This window comes from Lysinibacillus sp. A1, from assembly GCF_000801965.1.
Lineage (GTDB): Bacteria > Bacillota > Bacilli > Bacillales_A > Planococcaceae > Lysinibacillus > Lysinibacillus fusiformis.
Window position 1 is genome coordinate 60871 of record NZ_JSZM01000020.1, and the last position, 22023, is coordinate 82893.

Annotated in this window: 16 protein-coding genes, 1 pseudogene and 1 other annotated feature; of the genes and pseudogenes, 14 read left to right on the plus strand and 3 right to left on the minus strand. The window is 35.5% G+C overall.

Translation table 11 applies throughout. The features are described from left to right. Positions 1 to 94 precede the first annotated feature (94 nt). The 7 genes and pseudogenes from PI85_RS23630 (at position 95) to PI85_RS23980 (ending at position 9748) form a co-directional block, all read left to right on the plus strand. Positions 95 to 4942, plus strand: a complete 4848-nt coding sequence (locus PI85_RS23630) for an RHS repeat domain-containing protein (protein ID WP_052323543.1) — start codon at positions 95 to 97, stop codon at positions 4940 to 4942. Continuing rightward, on the plus strand, positions 4943 to 5371 hold the full coding sequence (locus PI85_RS16495) for a hypothetical protein (protein WP_036125771.1): 429 nt from the start codon (positions 4943 to 4945) through the stop codon (positions 5369 to 5371). Between the two features lie 326 nt (positions 5372 to 5697). Continuing rightward, positions 5698 to 6489, plus strand: coding sequence for an RHS repeat domain-containing protein (locus PI85_RS23635; RefSeq protein ID WP_235318505.1), 792 nt, complete (start codon positions 5698 to 5700; stop codon positions 6487 to 6489). After that, a complete protein-coding gene (locus PI85_RS23640) occupies positions 6470 to 6892 on the plus strand; it encodes an RHS repeat-associated core domain-containing protein (RefSeq protein WP_052323549.1) in 423 nt (140 codons plus the stop codon). The genes PI85_RS23635 and PI85_RS23640 overlap by 20 nt, the downstream gene beginning before the upstream one ends. Positions 6893 to 7040: 148 nt before the next feature. Then, positions 7041 to 7676 (plus strand): hypothetical protein, encoded by a 636-nt coding sequence (locus PI85_RS16505; protein ID WP_036125773.1) that lies wholly within the window; start codon positions 7041 to 7043, stop codon positions 7674 to 7676. Positions 7677 to 8299: 623 nt separating this feature from the next. Next, complete coding sequence (locus tag PI85_RS16510; protein ID WP_036125776.1) at positions 8300 to 8824, plus strand: hypothetical protein; 525 nt, start codon at positions 8300 to 8302, stop codon at positions 8822 to 8824. 77 nt (positions 8825 to 8901) lie between these two features. Continuing rightward, positions 8902 to 9748: pseudogene (locus tag PI85_RS23980) on the plus strand (IS3 family transposase). A gap of 444 nt (positions 9749 to 10192) precedes the next feature. On the opposite strand, the gene PI85_RS16525 reads toward PI85_RS23980, so the two are convergent. Then, positions 10193 to 10519 carry a hypothetical protein gene (locus PI85_RS16525; RefSeq protein WP_036125778.1) on the minus strand — a complete coding sequence of 109 codons (327 nt, stop codon included), beginning with the start codon at positions 10517 to 10519 and terminating at the stop codon, positions 10193 to 10195. A 102-nt stretch (positions 10520 to 10621) separates the two neighbouring features. Between PI85_RS16525 and PI85_RS16530 the strand changes: the two genes are divergently transcribed. Both PI85_RS16530 and PI85_RS16535 read left to right on the plus strand, forming a co-directional pair. Further along, entirely contained in the window at positions 10622 to 11623 is a 1002-nt protein-coding gene (locus PI85_RS16530) for a hypothetical protein (RefSeq protein ID WP_036125782.1), read from the plus strand. Between the two features lie 46 nt (positions 11624 to 11669). Further along, a complete protein-coding gene (locus PI85_RS16535) occupies positions 11670 to 11999 on the plus strand; it encodes a hypothetical protein (RefSeq protein ID WP_036125785.1) in 330 nt (109 codons plus the stop codon). A gap of 189 nt (positions 12000 to 12188) precedes the next feature. On the opposite strand, the gene PI85_RS16540 is transcribed toward PI85_RS16535, so the two are convergent. Further along, a complete protein-coding gene (locus PI85_RS16540; protein WP_036125787.1) occupies positions 12189 to 12389 on the minus strand; it encodes a hypothetical protein in 201 nt (66 codons plus the stop codon). Between the two features lie 596 nt (positions 12390 to 12985). On the opposite strand from PI85_RS16540, the gene PI85_RS16545 reads away from it, so the two are divergent. From PI85_RS16545 to recQ, 5 genes are all read left to right on the plus strand, one after another. Further along, positions 12986 to 14872 carry an FAD-dependent oxidoreductase gene (locus tag PI85_RS16545; RefSeq protein WP_036125789.1) on the plus strand — a complete coding sequence of 629 codons (1887 nt, stop codon included), beginning with the start codon at positions 12986 to 12988 and terminating at the stop codon, positions 14870 to 14872. Positions 14873 to 15066: 194 nt separating this feature from the next. Continuing rightward, positions 15067 to 15286, plus strand: a binding site (T-box leader). A 45-nt stretch (positions 15287 to 15331) separates the two neighbouring features. Beyond that, positions 15332 to 17005, plus strand: a complete 1674-nt coding sequence (gene argS / locus PI85_RS16550) for an arginine--tRNA ligase (protein ID WP_036125792.1) — start codon at positions 15332 to 15334, stop codon at positions 17003 to 17005. 109 nt (positions 17006 to 17114) lie between these two features. After that, the gene (locus tag PI85_RS16555) at positions 17115 to 18290 is read left to right on the plus strand and encodes a CynX/NimT family MFS transporter (protein ID WP_036125795.1); all 1176 of its coding nucleotides are present in this window, start codon (positions 17115 to 17117) and stop codon (positions 18288 to 18290) included. A gap of 297 nt (positions 18291 to 18587) precedes the next feature. Next, positions 18588 to 19646, plus strand: coding sequence for a hypothetical protein (locus PI85_RS16560; RefSeq protein WP_235318502.1), 1059 nt, complete (start codon positions 18588 to 18590; stop codon positions 19644 to 19646). 7 nt (positions 19647 to 19653) lie between these two features. After that, positions 19654 to 21426 carry a DNA helicase RecQ gene (recQ, locus tag PI85_RS16565; protein ID WP_036125798.1) on the plus strand — a complete coding sequence of 591 codons (1773 nt, stop codon included), beginning with the start codon at positions 19654 to 19656 and terminating at the stop codon, positions 21424 to 21426. Between the two features lie 67 nt (positions 21427 to 21493). On the opposite strand, the gene msrA is transcribed toward recQ, so the two are convergent. Next, a complete protein-coding gene (gene msrA, locus PI85_RS16570) occupies positions 21494 to 22015 on the minus strand; it encodes a peptide-methionine (S)-S-oxide reductase MsrA (RefSeq protein WP_081937095.1) in 522 nt (173 codons plus the stop codon). Positions 22016 to 22023: the final 8 nt, after the last annotated feature.

Sequence of the window (22023 nt, forward strand, 5' to 3'; positions counted from 1 at the left end):
ATTTCCTTGTACCTAGATATATAAATAGTGATAATATTTATTGGATGTCTTTGGAGAGATATCAAAAGTATATATGTTTAGGAGTGGAATGTAATTGAGGGGTCTTTTTGGAAAAATATTAATTTGCACCATAGCACTTACGCTGTTTATAGGGTTTATTCCTTTTGAGAATTTTGCAAGTGCTGCTGAAGTACAGTCAGACAAAAATGTACAGAAAGAAAAAGAAAAAATTGAAGTAGCAGGGGAGCGTACTGAAACCTCTAAAACGTATGACAATTTAGACGGCACCTATTCAACAGAAATTTATGAGTCACCTATTCATTTTAAAGATGATAAAGATAACTGGAAAGATATTGATAACGAGCTTCAAAAACACAAGAACGATGGCAAAGGTCAATATAAAAATAAAGCCAATAGCTTTGCTGTAATTTTTGATGAAAAAATTGAAGATGAAACGAATAACGTACAAGTGAAAGAAGATCATTATAATCTGGATATTGGTCTAAAGGAAATTGAACAAACAGGTGAAATAACCTCTGCAAAAGAGGTGGTTGGGGTTGCTACAGATAATCAAATTCAGTATGAGAATGTATTTGATAATATTTCAACCATTTATTCTGTTGGAGAAAACTTTGTAAAAGAAGATATTACGATTAACCAAAAACCTGAAAAGGGGTTACCGCAAACTTTTTCATATCAGCTATCTCTCGAAAATTTATCTTATGAACAGATTGATAATCAAATTTATTTGAAGGATGCTTCTACTGGTGAAATGAAATATGTTATAGAAGCTCCATTGATGTACGATGCTTTTAAACCTGTAGGCTATCAATCTATTGATAGTGTTAATTCCATTCCAGAGGAAGCAAAGTCCTATGATATAACCCTCAAGACACGTAAGAAAAACAATACATTATGGATTGATCTAATACCTGATGCAACATGGTTACAGGATAAAGAGCGCCAATATCCAATTGTTATTGATCCTACAATTGTGCGTATCCAAGGAAATTCTAAAATGGAAGATACAACAATTCGCAAAAAATTCCCAACGCAAACTGGAGGGAATGACACAGAATTAGGTGTAGGTACAGCGACAGACGGAAATGTTGTACGAAGTTTATTGAAATTTGATGTGACACCTATTCCTGAAAAAAGTATCATTATGTCTGCTGATGTAAGTCTATATCTATCTTCAACAAATGATCCAAGTCCTATTAATCTAAGTATGCACGCCATGAAACGTTCGTGGGATGAAAATACGGCAACATGGAATAACTACGGAACAGCAGGTGGTTGGACAACAGCTGGAGGGGATTTTAATACGACGTCTCTTTCGACTGTCACAGGTGTTTCTTCTGTACCAAGTAATGTAGAAGATGGAATTCAACGATGGTCTATTCCAACGACTATGGTGAGTGGTTGGCTTACTAATCCAAATACAAATCTAGGTTTATTATTAAAAAGTACAACAGAAGGAACATTGATTTATAAAAAATTCATTAGTAGTGAAAGCACAACCAACCCACTCGCGTATAAACCAAAACTTGTGGTTACTTATAAAACACCTAACCGTTTAGGTTTAGAAGATTATTGGGATTATGCCACACATGATATTTCAAATGGATCTAACTATGTAAATTTAGGGACAAATAATAATGTTGTTCAATACACAGATTTTAGCTTATTCAACTATGCAGGCTTTGGTCTAGATTTCACTCGAACGTATAATAGTAAGGATTTTGAAAAATCTCCATTTGGCTATGGTTGGAGTTTTACAGGTTCAGAGAAATTATTTTATAATGATAAATATTTTAATGTCGAATATAAAGATGCAGATGGTACGGTCCATGTTTACTCATGGGATGGAGATAAGTATATTGCACCAGCAGGTAATTATGATAGTTTAGTTATGGCGGATAAGTACACTTTTAAACTGACTAGCAAAACTGGTATCACAACAACATTTAAAGTTAGAGAAAGCACTAGTGATACAGATATTGAAGTAGCCTATATTACAGAGCAAAAAGATTTAAATAGCAATACAATCACTTATAATTATGATACATCAAATCAGCTTACTTCTATTAGTACTAATCTAGGCACAAAATTGCTGTTTTCGTATACGAATGGGCTTATTACGAATGCAAAATATAATGATCAGGATATAAAGTATACGTATACAGATGGTTACTTAACAAGAGTAGTGGTTAAGAAAGATAAGAACGATGACGATGATAAAACATCAACACCTACTTCGTTCTACTACACGACTAATGGACAGTTAACGAAAATCATCGATAGTAGACAAAAAATAATGCTTTATGGGTATAATAGTGAGCTGGATTTAGTTTCTGTAACAGAGCCATCTTTAGATGGACAAGTAGCTTCTATCACCGAATACTCTTTAGACCGAACAAACAATATTGTAACGGTTACGAGCCCAGAAGGTACAGTTTCACGCTATGGATTAAATAACAATTTTAGTGTGAAGAAAATATTCGATCCTTCAGGGGATACAACAACCTATGAATTAGATGAAAACTTTAATGTTTTATCTCAAAAAGTAGCCTATACAGATGGAACTTCGTACACTAAAGATTATAACTATGATACAAAAGGGAATGTTTTAAGCACTACTGATTCAAAAGGTGTGACAGAATCCTACACATATGATGCAAATAGTAATCTCTTAACACAAACAGACGCTAATCAGCAAACTACTATTAACACGTATAAGAAAGGTAATCTGAATACATCGACCACTCCAAAAGGTGAAACAACAACCTATACGTATAATGACTATGGGGATATGACAAAAGTAGAGTATCCAGATGGAAAAAACGAAACGTATAACACCAACTACGATAATAACCAAAACGTAACAACTAATCGAGATGATCAGCTAGATATAACGACTATAATTACAAAAGATTTTAATGGTAATATTCTTTCATATGAAGATGGGAAAAAGCAAATTACAGGGTATCGCTACAATTTAAAAAATGAATTAGTAGAAGTACAGGATGCAGCAAATAAAACTACTACTTATACGTATGATGGCAACAGTAATTTAACATCTGTGACAAACGCTGCTGGTAAACAAATGTCTCTCATCTATAATGCACAAAATGCCGTAAAAGAAGAAACAAATGCAGAAGGAAAAACAACAAAATATATTCATAATGCAGATGGCGAATTAATTGGGATTGTAAAACCAACAAATGATATAATTTCCTATACAACTTCTACAGATACTAATTCAAAAGTAGTGAAAATCAATGGAGTTAATCAGTATACAACTCAAACAGACGGCTTAACAACAACTGTGACAAATCATACATTGAACAATCAAAAAGTTACGTATACACAATCTGAAAACGAACTTTTACAAAGGATAGACATTAGCGCACCTGTGAATCGTTCGATAAGCTATAATTATAAAAATGAAAAAGACTTAGCAAGTATTCAATACGGTACAGATACTATTGAGTATGATATAGATGAGAACGGCCAAACAACTAAACTCACACTTAATGGACAACCAGCTGCGAACTTCACATGGAATAAAAATAGCTTATTAGAGAGCAAGACTTTTAAAAATGGTGCAGCTATCCTAAATACGTATAATTTTAATCAGTTACAAAAAGAAACTTTGAAAACAAATAGTGCAACCACTTGGCGTACAAATGAGTATGAATACGATAAAAATCAGCAAATAACCAAAATAAAGAATGAAGATGGTACAGTCACTTACACGTACGATGCTTTAAACCAACTAGTCAATGAACAATACAATAATGGTTTATCCATTTCATACACATACGATTTAGTTGGAAATCGTACTTCTAAAACGACTTTACAAAACGGTATTACAACTACAACTAACTATAGTTATAATGATGCTAATCAAATGAAGTCTGCTGGTGGGAAAACTTACACTGTAAGTCCAAATGGAAATGTGACAAATGATGGTGTTTTCCAATATGTTTGGAATGCATTTGATCAATTAACAGAAGTAAAGCTCCTAACACTAACAATTGCATCTTATCGTTATGATGAAAATGGACGTCGTGTATATAGTAAAGACAGTAATGGTGTAACATATTATCGATATAATGGATTGTCTAACCAAGTGTTGTTTGAGGAAACTGCAAGTGGTGTCATTACAAAAGCCTACACGTATGACGATAATGGACATCCGTTAACAATGACATATCAAGATTCAACGTATTACTATTTAACGAACTATCGTGGAGACGTACTAGCCCTAACGAATTCAAATGGTGACATCGTGGCGGAATACACATACGATGCGTGGGGTAATATTATGAGTCAAAGCGGTACAATGGCAACTATCAATCCATATCGCTATGCAGGAAATCGTTACGATGAGAGTACAAAGCTTTACTATTTAATGGCACGTTATTATAATCCGGATACAGGTGTGTTCTTATCATTAGATCCAGTACGTGGTGATACAATGAATCCTTTATCGTTGAATGGTTATAATTATGCGAATAATAATCCAGTGATGAATGTGGATCCAGATGGAACATTTTCAATTGCAAATAGTTTAAAATCATTGTTAAGATTTTTTATTAAGGCGATTTTCGCTGATTTTCGTGCTAATACATTAACCAATTTTGCGTTAATTGTAGGGGGTGGTGGTGTAGGCGCATTTGTTGCAAGAAAATTGGCATTAAAGGGGTTTACTATGTTGAATAGGGCACCTAATAAAGCAGCAATTAAAGGTTTTATCACAGGTGGATTTGGTGCATATATTTCTGGTGGATTTCTTAAAGGAGCTGCAAGTTCAGCAGCGAATTTAGGAGGTAAACTTTTTAAATATGAAGCATGGTTTGATAGAACGTGGCTTGGAAAAACTATTGATAGAGCTCTATCTAATGCAGAACGATATCTATTAAGAAAAATTAAATAGTTGGAGGTTGTTAGAATTAGTATTTCTCAAAATAAATCATCTAAATTATATAATAGTATTGTAAAAAGAGCGAACCTATTTGATATTTTTTTTATGAAAAACAAAGCTATTGACACAATGATTTCTGGCTTAAAGGAACCTTTAACAGATTTAGAAAAATCAAGTGCGTTTATTTATATCGGACTATTATATGTAGATTTAAAAGAATATAATAAGGCTTCTGAGTATTTCCATAAAGGCTTGAAAATTGTGGAACATCAAGAATTTTATTTCAGCCCTAATTTTAGTAAAATTATTAAAATTTTTATAAAGAACGAGGAATTGGAAAAAGCTACCTACTGGTTGGAAAACTTTAATAGTAGAATACCCTTTGATAAAAAATTTAGTAAACTGGGTAATATTAATACTTATATAAAAGTGGGGAAATAAAAAGAAAGTTCGAATACTATATACATTAAAACGAAAACAGCCTCCTTGAAATATATGATTTGTTTGAAAAAGGGGAAACGTTTTTACTAACCTTCTCCACTGAAAATGGAGAAAGAAAGTATAAAGCTCAATGGTGCTACCCATTAAACTGCTGTTAAACAAACTTCTTTCAAATATAATGCACAAAATGCTATAGAATCAGAAACAAACTCCAAAGAAAAAGTAACAAACTATAAATATAATGCAGATGGTGAATTAAATGAGATCATAAAAGCAACCGGTGATAGAATTGAATATACAAGCTCTAATGAACTAATTCAGAATTGGTGAAAATTAATAATCTAAATCAGTATACGACACAAATTGACGGTTTAATAACGACCGTTACTAATCATACATTGAATAATCAAAAGGTTACGTACACACAAGCAGAAAATGAGCTATTACAAAGAATAGACATTAGTGCACCTGTGAATCGTGCGATTACTTACACGTATAAAAATGAGGATCAACTATCAAGTATTCAATACAGCACAAATAAAATTGGATTTACATCAGATTCGAACGGGCAGACAACAGCTCTTACTTACAACGGACAAGAGTTAGCAAACTTTGGATGGAACAAAAATGGCTTATTAGAGAATACAACTTTTGGAAATGGTGCAGCTATTCTAAATACGTACCATGCCAATCAGTTACAAAAAGAAACTTTGAAAACAAATAATGCAACAACTTGGCGTCCAAATGAATATGAGTACGATAAAAATAAGCAAATAACGAAAATAACAAATAATGCTGGTACGGTAACTTACACGTATGACGCATTAAATCAGTTAATAAAAGAACAATATAGCAATGGTTTAGCTATTTCTTACACATACGATGAAGTAGGAAATCGTACATCCAAAACAACTGTGCGGAATGGAATGCCAGTTGCAATCAACTATAAATACAATGATACGAATCAAATGACCGCTGCTGGTGAGAAAACATATATAGTGAGTGCTAACGGTACAGTAACAAATGATGGTGCTTTCCAATATGTATGGAATGCTTTTGATCAATTGACAGAAGTAAAGACTCTAACGAATATGACAGTTGCAAACATATCGTTATGACGAGAATGGTCGTCGTGTGTATAGTAAAGATAGTAATGGTGAAACGTATTATCGTTATAGTGGTATGACGAACCGAGTCCTATTTGAAGAAGATGCAAATGGAGTTATTACCAAAGCCTACACATATGACGAGAACGACCATCCATTATCAATGACATATCGAGGCTCAACGTATTACTATTTAACGAACTATCGTGGGGATGTACAAGCGTTAACCGATTCAAACGGAACTATTGTGGCGGAATACACATATGATGCATGGGGCAACATCATAAACCAAAGTGGTACAATGGCATCTATCAATCCATATCGCTATGCAGGGTATCGTTATGATGAGGATACAAAACTTTATTATTTAATGGCATGTTACTATAATTCAGATACAGGTGTTTTTTATCGTTAGATCCTGTACGTGGCGATACAATGGATCCTTTAACGCTAAATGGTTTTAGTTATGTTAATAACAATCCAATTATCTTGGCATTCATTTAGGGAATCCTAATCTTCACTATGTTTTCAGATGGAATGATCAGTATATAAAAGGATATACATTGACTGATAAAAAGAAATATATGTGGGGTATGGTAAAAGAAAATATAAAGGAGTTAATTATGGGGTTTTACTTTGAATATGTAAATATTGATTGTGAGAATGTCCAAGATTATTTAGAAAAGATGCCTTTTGCTATCAAAGAATTACCTCAATTTCTTATTGATATTTCTGGGCTTTATTTACCTGAATGTAATGAGAACTGGTTTCCTTCTTGGATAAAAAAGATAAATGGTTTTCCTCTGTACTTTTTCATTGAAGTTGAAGATTACATGAAAAAAGAATTCAATTCATTTTGTGTTCAATATGGATTTGATCCTAAAAACTATGATTTAGAAGGAAAGTATAAAATTATAGAAGTTGTAAATGAAGACAAATTGAAACAGTTGTTTTCTTTAGTCATACCAATATCATGTGCAGGGGATCTAGTATTGTGGGTCACGCAAAAAAATATATTCTTTGAGAAGAATACCTTAAATAGTAAACAAATTCGTATGCTAGATGGTCAAAATATTTTTTGCATAGGACACGATTGCGAAAATTTACTTATCTTGTCAAATGACTCTAACTTCAAAAATGCTAAAGCAATGTCCAATAATTTTCCAGAAGGTACAAAGTATGAAGATAATAACGGTTAAGTAGGTTTTAAAAAATAGTTAAAGAAAATGATGAACATCAAATTCTCGATGTTCATCATTTTTTCCTTTTTGCAACACATATTATAAAAATCTATAGCAAAAATTTTCAACACCAAGCAAGGTAAAACAACTTGGAAAAAGTATTTTATCTTTTAACGCTGAATCAATTTCAGAAATCATCTTTTCAAAATTTTAGAAGACTACTAAATCGATACCTGCATTTTAAGTGAGGAAAAGGGGGAGATTTTTTTAAGATTAGATCATAGAAAATGATCAAACTTTTTTATAGAAATTAAACAATACTTCTCAGAGGAAGTATCCGTTTTGATCAATCTTTTTCAAAACGGGTTCTATTAATTTAACGTAAGATGTGGGTTCGGGAGGTGTTTTTTAGTGATACATCAATTAAGGAAAGATGTATTGGAAGAGGTTCAGTCTCGCAATAAAAATAAAGATATAAGGATCTGAGTTCGAGTAATATTGAACTTAGATCCTTTTCATTTTTATTTTGTAATACAGCTGAATAATCCTTACTTTTATTGAAATACTAAATATTGAAGGGAGGTTTATTGAAAAATAGTTCAGAAATTAATGTTTTATTTTATTGATTGGACTGTAGCAAAATGGTTAAAAAAGTTTGTAATAATTTATTTATAATTAGTTGCATTTTTATTTTTACCTTTAGTGTTAATGTTTATGCAAATACTCAATCGCCTTCTTTGGAGGATAAATATTCTGAGGGAGGATATAAACCCCTTGAAAGTGCTGTTAATGAGTTTGAAAAATACTACAATACTGAAGTGAAGTTACCTACAATTCCTCCTACCATTTCATTTACACACAAATTCGGCGAATTTTATGTAGATTCTGAATATAATTCGAATACCACTTTAAACTTAATTTTTGTAGACAAAGATATAAAGGAGAATTTATTTAAAATTGACATTCGGTCTTTAAAACATAAATTGGACTTTGAAGGTGAAAGCTATCCACTCAAAGATGGTAGTAAGGGAGTTTATTTTGAACTTCAAATATACAATTTCTTTGTCTTTGAAAAAAATAATTTGCAGTATATGTTTGGTGTTCATAATAAATATGCAGATTCCATCAAAAAAGAGTTACTTGTTGAAATGGCGAATTCAATTTAGTTTTATATAAAAACCAGGGACTACTTGAACTGCCCCGTAAAAGTTAGACATCAATCTAACTATTACGGGGGTTTTTTATGGCAAAAGTAAGTGTTGAACAACGTATTCAATCAGTTCAACGATATTTAAATGGATATGAAACTATGCTTGAAATTGCGAAAGATATCGGTGTGACAGCAGAGGTTGTCAGTGAATGGGTTCGCCGTTATCAAATAAATGGCGTAGAGACTTTCTTAAAGTCCACAAAATATTCAGCTGACTATAAAATGAATGTACTTAATTATATGAACGAGACAGGTACATCTTCGAGAGACACAGCTGCACTATTCAATATTTCATCTCCTGGCATGATTCAGAATTGGAAGTTGAAGTTTGAAGTTGGTGGTTATGATGCTCTTGTTTCTAAGAAAAAGGGGCATTCATCTATGAAAAAAGAGACATAACGAACAACGAAGTCAACACCAGCTGAAGGATCTATTGAGGCGTCAGAAGCACGAATCAAACAATTAGAAATGGAGAATGCGTACTTAAAAAAGTTGAATACTTTAGTTCAAATGCAAGAAAAATTACCAATCAAATGGCGAAATCATTGCCTACACGGTAATGAAGCGTCCAGTGTATAATCTAGTCCATAATATGTTAGAACAAGCATTGGAGCGCCTCGAATCAAGTGATCAAGTTATTCTTCATTCAGATCAAGGGTGGCATTATCAAATGAAAAAGTATCAACAAACATTAAAGCAACATGGTATTACACAAAGTATGTCCCGTAAGGGTAATTGTTTGGACAACGCAGTCATCGAAAATTTCTTTGGCTTATTAAAATCTGAACTCCTGTATCTACAAGAATTTGAATCCAGGGCACATTTTGAACAGGAGCTCAACGACTATATTCACTACTACAATCACAAACGAATGAAATAAAAATTAAAAGACCTAAGCCCGGTGGAGTACCGAACTCAGGTAAATGACGTATTTACAGCAATCCACCCGATGATGAATCCTAAAAGGTATCGCTCAAATGCAAACCTGGCACAAAGTGGCGTGGTTGTTGTGCGACTTGGACAAGTCCAAGGGATACGGATTGGTTTTATCAGACTTAGATGAGAATAGAGCAAGTCATCCACGAACTTCAACAATCGGGCGCGATTATGGAGCAACACAGGTAGAAAATAATCAAGCCTTTTTATCAAACCTAATTTAAAACTGCTAAAGAAAAATCCCTTTTGATCAATCTTTTTTCAAAAGGAATTCTTCTTAATTAAACGCAAAATAAGGGTTTGAGAGGCATTTTTGCTCAAACTTTATTTCAAAGCATCATATTATTTGGCTGTTTACTGCAAACATACTTCCTTTTATACACTTTTTTTAAAAAATAAAAATGTACAATTCGATAAACAAATACACAGTACAAACTAAGGATACACTATACATAGCTACTTTCTTTCCAACTGTGAAATCTGTTTTATTCTTAAATATTAAATAAAGTAAAAATGTAAGAATTAATAAGGCTACAAATAATGATGAAGGAAAAATAATTTGGTAAATCATTTTTTGTGTAGCTGTTATATCTCCTGGAAAGTTAGAAGCTGCAGAACTCCGACTAAGGTCTATATAAACTTGACTCCCTAACATCCAAAAATAAGTAATCCCAATAGATAAAATAGTTAAAACTCCAATTAATATAAAAAACATTTACTATCTCCTTCTTTAATTTGTCTTATTATCTGAAAATTTATTCAACAATCGATCAACCATTTATATGTTATAATTTAATATAAAAGGAGGAATTTTACAATGAAAAAATATTATTTTTCTATGATTTTCACTTTGCTATTCATTTTAAGTATTAGTGAAAGTACAGTCTTTGCTTCAGATAATTCTTTATCCATTGACGAAGAATTCATAACGAAAGATCCTTTAACAGGGAAATATTCTAATGATTGGTCTCATTTAGATAATCCTGAAAACTTCCAATTACAAAAAGATGTTCAAAATTACTTTTCTTCTATCCAACCAAGTAATTTAAATCATACTACAGAAAATCAATTAAACTCTACACAAGATATAGATGTAGATGAATTAAATGAAAGAATAAATGCATTTTTGAGTCAAATAGATCCTGATTTAGATTTACATAAGTCTAATGAAGAGTCTGTAACTATCACTCCATACAGTTCATATGGATTGCCTAATATTGATTCTGTGGCATTAAAGACACTAGAAGGAAAACTTCATCTTTCTAATGGTGTATTATCACCTTCTGAGATTGCTGCAGCATTCCAAAATTCCAATGGAGCCAGAGATCACGCTATCCGTTATGCAAAGGATAAAAACTTTTACAAAGATGGAGTATTAAAGACGTGGGATAATGCATCTGACGCGTTAAGACATTTTTCATGGAATTTCATGAATAGTAATGATATAGGTGTTAATAAAGCTAGGGTTGTAGGGGATATACATGAAGTGGCTTTGATTGCATTAGATCATCTTAATAATAATACGGACAACGCTAAACTTTGTAGATTTGAAATAAATTGTATGCAATCAGCAGCTGTACGTTCTGCAAACGCTGATTGGAATTCATCGAAAAATAGTTTATCTTTCTTTAATAAGACATTTAATAACGCTAGCATTATGGATTTATTAAATAACAGCAAAGGGCGTCAAGCATATTCGCAAGGCTATAGTAATTATGCAGAGCCTTTTAACATCATGATTAATAACGGTACTTTAATTCAATTTGAAACGAATATAAATAGTAGCTTGAGAAGTACGGCTTGGCAAGGATTTAAATAATGAAATGTAAAAAACGACTGCATAAAAGTAGTCGTTTTTATATTATGTGGATGGACAATCCATTTCAAGAGTAGCCGTAGAAAAAGCACCGATTAAAGCTGTAAAACCTTATGAGAATAATGTCTATTATCTAACAAGATATGAGCGTGGTATTGTAAATGCTCATGAAACGAGTAATCTAAAATCTGCCACACGAACAAATGGGCAATGGGTTACTGATTATTTAGGCAAGCCAGGGTTTTATTATGGTTTTGATACAATAGGCAATTCATATAACTGGAAAATAAATAATAACTGCATCTATATTTTTGGTTATAATAGATTTGGCCATTTAAGCTCAGATAATAGAAAAAAACTTTTGGAAATTACCGGGTAGACGTAAAGGGGCATAATCATGAGGTATTACACCCTTAAAGTTTGCTTATTCATGATACAGCGATTTGGCTGGTTTAGGTTCTGTAGTGTACGGATCCTGAGCCAGTCAATTTTTGCTTACTCGGTTCGTTATGATTGGAATGGGGCATGGCCATTAGTTTGAGTTTACTTTCCAGCACAACATGTTCTATTATTTGCGTTGCTTTTTCGTATAAAAAATAAACCAAATATAATATACGATTACAACTAGTGACAAACCTAATGAAACATATTTATTTTGTTCATTGGGCAAAATAATAATAAAGATAATAGCTAATATAGTGGCAGGGAATACCGTGTAAAACCAGATTCGCACAGCTTTATTTTTAAAAGAAACTTCAAATCGATCCATACATACACCTCATTTATTATTTCTAAGTTTAAGTAGTTGAAAATTCTTTCTTACTAGATAACATAACAAATTTTGAGTTGGAAGTGAAATGGTAAATTGATGCTGGAGGAACGGATGAAATTAACGCATGAAAGATTAATGAAAATATCTTTTTTCCTGTAACTTTATTTGAAGATGATGCGTCTACATAGTAGTGTATTTAACTATTTTTGAAAAAGAATAGTAAATTGACATCATTTACCACGGGGGTTTTAGTTGCTTATTGCCAAAAATATAGACTAAAATGATTCTGACTGTTTTTTTATCAGGTACAATTTATCCTGATTATCTACTTGTGCCCATCAGCACATCCCCGTTTTGACTGCCTAATGAAGTGACGAAACGAACCTTGTCTGCAAATCGGAAAAAATATCCCAATCCTCTATATGATGGAATACACGTATCCTTTGCGCTAATTTAATAGGAAAATACTATAGTAAATGATAGGCCATACAATATTCGGCAACGGAACTAATAGGACATTCAGCTCTTTTAAGAGACGGAAATGATGATAAAATAAACATGTTATTGGAAATATTAACAATCGGAGGTATATTATGGGTAAGGGCTTATTATGGACAGCCACTTCTATCTTAGTAGTTTTACTTGGGTTTGGAAGCTACTATTTTATCAAAGAAATAACAAACTCTATGGCATACAATAAATTAGTGGATGAGTATAAAAAGCCAGTACCAATTAGCAATATAGAGTCTGAATATGATGTAATTGTTATTGGTGGTGAGCCTGAGGGTGTCGCTGCTGCGGTTGCTTCAGCACGTAATGGGGCTAAAACATTATTGGTAGAAAAACGTGAAGAGTTGGGTGGATTATTTACATATGGGATGTTGAATTTCCTAGATATTCCACGAGATGGTCATAATAATTCCATCAGTGAAGGTATTTTTAAAGAATGGCATGAGCTTGTTCGAGGCAATGATGCTTTTGGTATCGTCGGAGCTAAAGCAGCATTTAAAAAGCTGATTGATGAGGAACCAAATTTAACATTGTCGGTGCAAACGGAAGTTGTCAAAGCGAATCTTCAACAACACCAACTAACGTCTGTTGAGCTAAAAAATGAATACGGTACATATGTCGTTAAAGGAAAATCATTCATAGATGCTACACAGGATGCGGATTTTGCTACAATGTCTAAAGTTCCTTTCTTCGTTGGTGGTGAAGATATAGGGATAAAGGATAAGCGCATGGCTGTAACATTAATGCTTCATTTGAAAAATGTGGACTGGGATCAAGTAAAGAAAGCGGCGAAATCAGATGTATTTGGCGGGGCTAACTTGAATCATACCGTTATGTGGGGCTTTACAAAGCTTCATGATGAATATACACCTTTACAAGAAGGTACAAGATTAAGAGGGTTAAATTTAGCGCGAGTGGATGATGAATATTTTATTAATGCCTTACAAATTTTCGGGATTGATGGCTTAAATGATCATTCGAAGCAGGCGGCCATTGCTGCAGGTAAAAAAGAAACATTGCATGTACTTAAATATTTACAGGAAAACTTCCCTGGATTTGAAAAAGCAGAAATCGTCAGTTTCCCAGAAGAGCTTTATGTACGAGAAACTAGACATATCAGGGCGGAATATCAATTACCAATGTCCGATATTTGGCAAAATCGCGATCATTGGGATAGCATTGGCATTGCCTCTTATCCGGTAGATGTGCAGGCTCAAACACCACATGATTATGGCTATGTCATTTCTGCACCAAAGCAATATGCGATTCCTTTCCGATCTCTAGTACCAAAGGATATTGATGGTTTACTTGTTGTAGGACGATCTGCAGGTTATTCATCTTTAGCAGCAGGAAGTGCCCGTATTGTTCCGACTGGTATGGTGACTGGGGAAGCGGCAGGGACAGCGGCAGCACTGGCTCTTCAACAAGATGTTACTTTTAGAGAAATGAGCAAGGATAAAAAATTAATTGCTACATTAAGAGAGCAATTGGATAAACAAGGTGCTTATATCGATTCATTTTCTGTGGACTATCCTTATCAAGGCGAATGGTATGATGAAGCCATTCAATCGTTAATTAACTATGGACTTGTAGTGGGTGGTTATGATAATGATTTAAAGGTCGACAGTAAAGCAACGAAAATTAAGTTTGCTAAAATGTTTAAAGAAAGTATGATTCGTGCCGGCGGAGAGAGTACAGCCGATAAGAAAGATAAGCTGGAGATTGTCATTAATAAGGTATATAGCACGGGTGATGAAGCTATTACGCGAGATGAGCTGGCGCAATATTTGTCAGATGTACTTATCGATGAATCGACTGGAACAAGCTGGGAAAGCTTAATTGAAAAAGAAATTGTTACTGAAAAAGTAGCGAAAAAAGTGAAGGACAATAAGCAACTGAAATTAAAAGAGATGTATGCCATCATGGCAGATGTCATTCATTATATAGAAAAAGAACGTTCCTCTAAATGAGGAGCGTTTTTTTAATGTGGATCTTTTGCATGCCTTCTGTAACAACATGAAGGTGAATGCGGATGCAATCAGTGCCAACGTTGCTGCTGCCCAGGCAAGATATTCTAGATTCCCTGAAGTGATGACAATGATTATTTAATACAAAAAATGTTGACGTCTAGAAAAGACTCCTGTAAAATATGTCAAAATCATAGAAAAATTCGATGATAAAGAGAGTAATTGATGGGACAACTGGAAAGCGAGTTAGGGATGGTGTGAGCCTAATACAGAAACCATGAATGAAGCGCACTTTGGAGAAGATTCTCGAACTACTAGTAGAGAATAGCGGGGCGTCACCTCGTTAACAATGGAAAGTGGTCATGATGAATGGCAACTAGAGTGGTACCACGGGATTACAATGCTCTCGTCTCTAATTATAGAGGCGGGGGCTTTTTTTATTGAAAATGGAGGAGAATATACATGAATAAACAAATTGCAAACAGTATTGCTGAAATTTTAAAGCATCAGCTAACAGCTCAAGACGTGGAACAATTGCTAGAAAAACCAAAAAGTTTAGAAGTTGGCGATGTGGCATTTCCATGCTTCACCTTGGCTAAAATATGGAAGAAGCCACCTCAACAAATTGCAGAGGAAATAGCGAACCAATTGCAAAATGAGATGATCCATCAGGTGCAATCTGTTGGTGGCTATGTCAACATCTTTTTAAATCAAGCAAAAGTAACGCAACAAGTGTTGGGCCTTATTATGCAGGAACAACAAAATTTTGGTACGAATAAAACCGAAATGGGGAGTGTCGTCCTCGACTTTTCATCGCCCAATATTGCTAAACCGTTCTCTATGGGGCATTTACGTTCAACCGTCATTGGCAATGCCTTGGCAAATATTGCAGTGAAAAATGGTTACCAGGCTATTCGTATTAATCATTTAGGGGACTGGGGCACCCAGTTTGGCAAGCTTATCGTTGCCTATCAAAATTGGGGTGATAAGGAAGCCATTACAGCATCTCCTATTGAGGAATTATTAAAGATCTATGTTAAATTTCATACGATGGCCGAACAAGATCCTACATTAAATGAAATGGCTCGCGCCGCATTTAAAGCATTAGAGGATGGTGATTCAGAGGCGTTAGCATTGTGGCAATGGTTCCGCGATGTATCGTTAGATGAATTTCAGGCTATTTATCAGCTGCTAGGTATCAATTTTGATGAATATACAGGAGAAGCCTTTTACAATGATAAAATGACAGAGGTTGTGACAGAGCTACAAAGCAAAGGACTCCTAATGGAATCAGAGGGTGCCTTTGTAGTAGAGATGGAGGGAATGCCTCCTTGTTTAATAACAAAAACAGATGGCGCCACGCTTTATGCAACTCGTGATTTAGCGGCTGCCTTTTACCGACAACAACAGTATCAACCGAACAAAATTTTCTACGTAGTTGGCAATGAACAAACGCTCCATTTTAAACAATTATTTCAGGTGATCGAAAAAATGGGGTATAAGTGGGCAGAAGATTTGCAGCATGTACCGTTTGGGATGATGCTAAAAGATGGTAAGAAAATGTCCACACGTAAAGGTAAAGTGGTGTTATTAGCGGATGTGCTAGCCGAGGCGATTGCCACAGCTAAGCGCAATATAGAAGACAAAAACCCTCATTTACAGCAGAAAGAGCGAGTAGCGCAGCAAGTAGGAGTTGGAGCGGTTATCTTTAATGACCTAAAATATCATCGTTTAAACGATATTGAATTCTCCATCGAGCAAATGATGAATTTTGAAGGGGAAACAGGGCCTTATGTACAGTATACCTATGCTCGTATTTGCTCTATCTTGGCAAAAGGCGATGTACCCTCTCACATGAAGACATTTGCTCCATTAGGGCAGCAGGCTTGGCCAATCATTTTATTATTGGAACAATTTCCGAAGGTGGTGGACACCGCTTTTAATCAGGCAGACCCATCCATTATCGCAAAATATGCTTTACAACTAGCACGTTTATTAAATAAATATTATGCCCATCAAAAAATATTAGTTGATGATGCCCAGCAAGATTCTCGTCTAGCGCTTTGTCATTGTGTGGCGATAGTGTTAAAAGAGTCATTAGCGTTATTGGGCATTGAGTCGCCAGAAAATATGTAGTGAACGGTCGCATATTCAAAGCATTGACCATTTATAGAATACATGGTAAAAGGATAGAATAATAGAAGAAAACTCTTCCATTGACTGGCAGCAGAGAGGATTAAATCAAATGGATAAAAAACAATGGACCGTTTCACTAATTTTAGTCGTAATAAGTATATTCTTTGTAGCACTTAATATGAGACCCGCAGTAACGGGGATTGGGCCACTCTTTAATGTCCTCATGACAAACTTACAGGTTTCCAATACGAGTATGAGCTTTCTCACCTCTATCCCAGTTTTTTGCATGGGTTTATTTGCTCCGATTGCTGTACCATTTCAGCGTAAGCTTGGAACAAAATTAGCAATCGTGCTGTTAATGGTTATACTCATCTTTGCAAATGGGCTACGCTTTTTCCAAGAAAGCTATCTTTTATTAGTTGTCACTAGTTTTGCGGCAGGCTTGGCTATTGCGATGATTGGGCCTATATTAAATGCATTTATTAAGAAAAAATTCCCTCAGCGCTTTACGATTGTTATTGGTATCTATTCATTTGGCATCGGCGTTGGTGCTACTTTAAGTGCAGCATTGACAGTGAGCTTTTATCAGTATTTTGATAATCAGTGGACAGTTGCACTGGGCTTGTGGGCCTTACTGGCTATGGTCGCCCTTATTCTATGGAGCTGGGCAATCCCGAAAGAACAAGGGAGAGATGGTGAAGAATTTGCTAAAAACGAACCGGCGCGTAATCCTTGGGTAACTGGACGTGCTTGGTCAATTTTATTGTATTTTGGCTTACAAACCTCCCTGTTTTTCTCAATGATGTCGTGGCTTACACCTCTTTTACAGGACAAAGGAATGACGCTGAAGGAAGCGAGTATGATGCTGACGTTTATGTCTATTGTACAAATGATAGGGAATATTGCTGTGCCGATGCTTATGGAGAAATGGACGAATCGATTAGCATGGGTAGTGGCATTGGGCTGTTTAGGGCTGATAGGCTTTACATTATTATGGCTTTTTTCAGGTATTTATTTGTGGCTGGCCGTATGGATAATCGGCATTGTTCTAAGTGGGCTATTTCCGATCGGCCTGCTGTTACCACTTGATGAAGCTAGAAATGATCAGGAAGCTAACAGCTGGTCATCGATGGTATTTTCAGGTGGCTTTATGCTAAGTGCAATCATTCCTGTTGTGATTGGCGTTTGCTATGACATGACAGGTAACCATACATGGACGTACGTAATCTTCCTCGCATTAATGCTTGGAATAATCGCGACAACAGGGCTATTGCGAAAAAATTAATTCAAGAAGGCATGCCATTCAAAACGCATGTCTTTTTTTTGTCAAAAATATTTTGAAGGCCTAAAATCCATCCATTTTCACAGCAAATCAGAGAACCCATTAATTTTAATAGGTAGAATGAAATAGAACTAAAGCGATTGCTCTATTTTACTACTAATTAAATTCAAATAATAATATTATGTAAACTTGAAACATCCTAAGACCTTGATTATGATAGACAAGAGAGATAGTTGAAAAGAAAGTTTTGGTGAAGGTATGTATAAAAAGATGCTCGTTTTAGGAGCGGCTACAATACTAATGACTAGTTGTGACAGTCAAATAGGTGCAGGCTGGTTTCAAGCAGAAAAAGCAGAGATGCCAACAAAAACAGTGGCCAAGCAAGAAGAAAAGATAGTGCCTGAGGTCAAGGTGATAGGTGAGCATGGAATTGGTGCAGGCATTATTATTCAGCAAAAGGATGATGAGCTTTATATTTTAACTAATGGCGCGCTAGTAGCCTCAAAGCCAACTGCCCTTGTGCAAATTGGTCCGGATAAGCTAGTGGCAGCGAATGTTCATTTTATGTCAACGGCACATAATGTTGCACTTTTGCAGGTGACCTATAAAGCGAATGTAAAAGTACCTAAAATGTATGTGGGGGAGCTTGATCAGCTATCAGTTTATGTGAATGGCTTACCTTATACGATTCAAAAATACGAAGATAAAATTGCTGCTTATTATATTGATACAGAGGAAAAGCTACCTTTGGGAAGTCCTGTGATGGAGGCGGAAAACGGAGCAATTGTCGGTCTTTATTTTAACCGTCAGCAGCAAGGTGAAGCACAACCATACATATTGCCCATAAAGGAAATTCAACCATTTATGCAGAAGTGGTTAAAGGAAGGCATGAAGGCGAGTGTACGCCTATCCCAATCAAAAAATTTATATCCTTATATGGAACAGGGTGATCAAGAAGCCGTACAGCAAGCCATCGACCAATATGGTGAAAATATATTTGCGTATAATATAGATGAAATCAATCTTTTTTTAGATACATTCCATAAGCATTTAAAAGGCGCTGTCACTATTCAAGATGCAAGTGTTATGGAGCCGATTGTAGGATCAGAAGATTTGCAAGACACTTTGGCAGGTATGGTTGCCTACTATGCTTCCAAACAGGCGAAGATTCATTTCTCGAATACGGACATTCAAGATATTCGTATTATGGATCAGCATCTACAGGTACGAGCTAAAACGGAGTATGTATTGACCAATGCAGCTGGTCAGGAGGCACTTGCCCATTCCATCATGCTTTATGAAATTATGAAAAATGAACAGGGCGAGTACAAGCTACTTCGTCTTACTACTGAGGAGTGAACTTTGCATGGAGCAAGCAAGACAAATGCTACAGCATCATTTTGGCTATGAGGCCTTCCGGCAAGGACAAGCCCAAATTATTGAACAAACTTTACATGGACAATCGAGCCTTTGTGTGATGCCAACAGGTGGAGGGAAGTCTATTTGTTATCAGATTCCAGCGTTAATGCTTGAGGGGCTCACAATCGTCATATCGCCTCTTATTTCTTTAATGCAAGATCAGGTGGAAGCTTTACGAGCAGCCAATATTCCAGCTGCCTATATAAATAGTACATTAACAGCACAAGAAGTGAATGAAACGATGCAGCTAGCTAGTGCTGGTTATTTAAAACTACTGTATATCGCACCTGAAAGACTTGAAAGTGCTTCCTTCCTTCAAGCATTGTCCTATTTATCCGTGCCATTAATTGCGGTGGATGAAGCACATTGTATTTCTCAATGGGGTCATGATTTTCGACCAAGTTATCGCTCCATTCAAAAGCTTTTCACACTGTGGCAGCATAAGCCAACTGTTTTAGCGCTTACCGCGACTGCGACACCTGCTGTTTGTGAGGATATTCGGAAAATATTAACCATTGATGAAGATGCAACCGTGATGACAGGCTTTACACGTGATAATTTAGCCCTTTCGGTGTTAATTGGTGAAAATAAAGAACGTTATATTAAAAATTACTTGCAAAAAAATAAACAGGAAGTCGGTATTATTTACGCCGCTACACGAAAAGCGGTAGACGCAATTTATGACATGCTAAGTCGGTCGGGTGAAGCGATAGCCAAATACCATGCTGGGCTTTCAGAGGATCTACGGATGGCTGAGCAGGAGCGTTTTTTAAAAGATGAGGCACGCATTATGGTGGCTACCAATGCCTTTGGTATGGGGATCGATAAAAGTAATGTGCGCTTTGTGTTGCACTATCAAATGCCTCGCAACATGGAGAGCTATTATCAAGAAGCAGGAAGAGCTGGTCGAGATGGACTTCCAAGTGCTTGTATCCTACTGTATGCCTCCGGAGATGTTCAAACCCAACGTTTTCTCATAGACCAATCACAAGACGAAGCACGAATACCACAGGAATTAGCGAAGCTCCAAACAATGGTCGATTATTGCCATACAGAGGGCTGCCTACAAAATGCAATTTTAGCTTACTTTGGTGAAGTACAAGAGGAGCCTTGTGGTCGCTGCAATAATTGTAATGATGGCCGTATTGTGATGAATGTGACGGAGGATGCACAGAAGGTACTCGCTTGTGTTGTACGGATGGGCCAAAAATTTGGCAAGACGATGGTGGCTCAAGTACTTATCGGCTCCAAAAATCAAAAAATGAATGAATTTGGATTTGCACGTTTATCGACCTATGGCATTTTGAAAGGGCATTATTCGTCTAAAGATGTCTCAAACTTTATTGAGTTTCTAATTGCAGAAGGCTTATTGGCAGTTAAGCACGGCACGTATCCCACTATTTATGTGTCAGCCGATGGCAAAGAAGTTCTACTAGGGCAACGACAGGTCATGCGGAAGGAAGCTGTAACGGTTAAAAAACTGGTTGATAATGATCCTTTATTTGAACATTTACGTGTGTTACGAAAAGAAATTGCAGATGAAGAGAAAGTTCCTCCATTTGTAGTATTCTCAGATAAAACATTACGTGATTTATGTGACAAGAAGCCCGCAGTACTGGATGATTTACGCCACATTAGCGGCATCGGTGAAGTGAAATTTGATAAATACGGCAAGCGTTTCTTTGAGGCACTACAATCATTTTTAGAAACACCCATCTAAAATTAAGTATGTGTTTTTACAAAAAAAGTGAGGTGTCTCAATGAAAAATTGAGGCACCTCTGTTTGTTTATTGATCCCAATGCTTAGTTAGAAACTCATCACGGCCCGAAACAGCTCGGTCTTGCTTATAGTGATCAGCTTCTTTTTTATAGTAATCTTGGTGATAGTCTTCCGCTGGATAGAAGCGTTCAGCATCGCGAATTTTGGTTACAATAGGTTTATCGAAGCGTCCACTAGTGGCAAGCTTTTCTTTAGATGCCTCGGCGATTTGCTTTTGTTCATCCGTGTAAGTAAAGATGGCTGTTGAATAGGACTCTCCACGGTCATGAAACTGCCCAAAAGCATCAGTGGGATCGATTTGCATCCAATAAATGTCTAGCAGTTGTTCATAGCTAAAAATGGCTGAATCGAATTCAATTTCGACGACTTCTAAATGGCCAGAAGTCCCTTTCTTAACATCCTCGTATGTTGGGTTTTCTAAATGGCCGCCCATATATCCAGATGTTACTTTATGTATACCATCCCACTCGACGAATGGCTTAACCATGCACCAAAAACAACCGCCAGCAAATGTAGCTTTTTCTATCATGTACATCA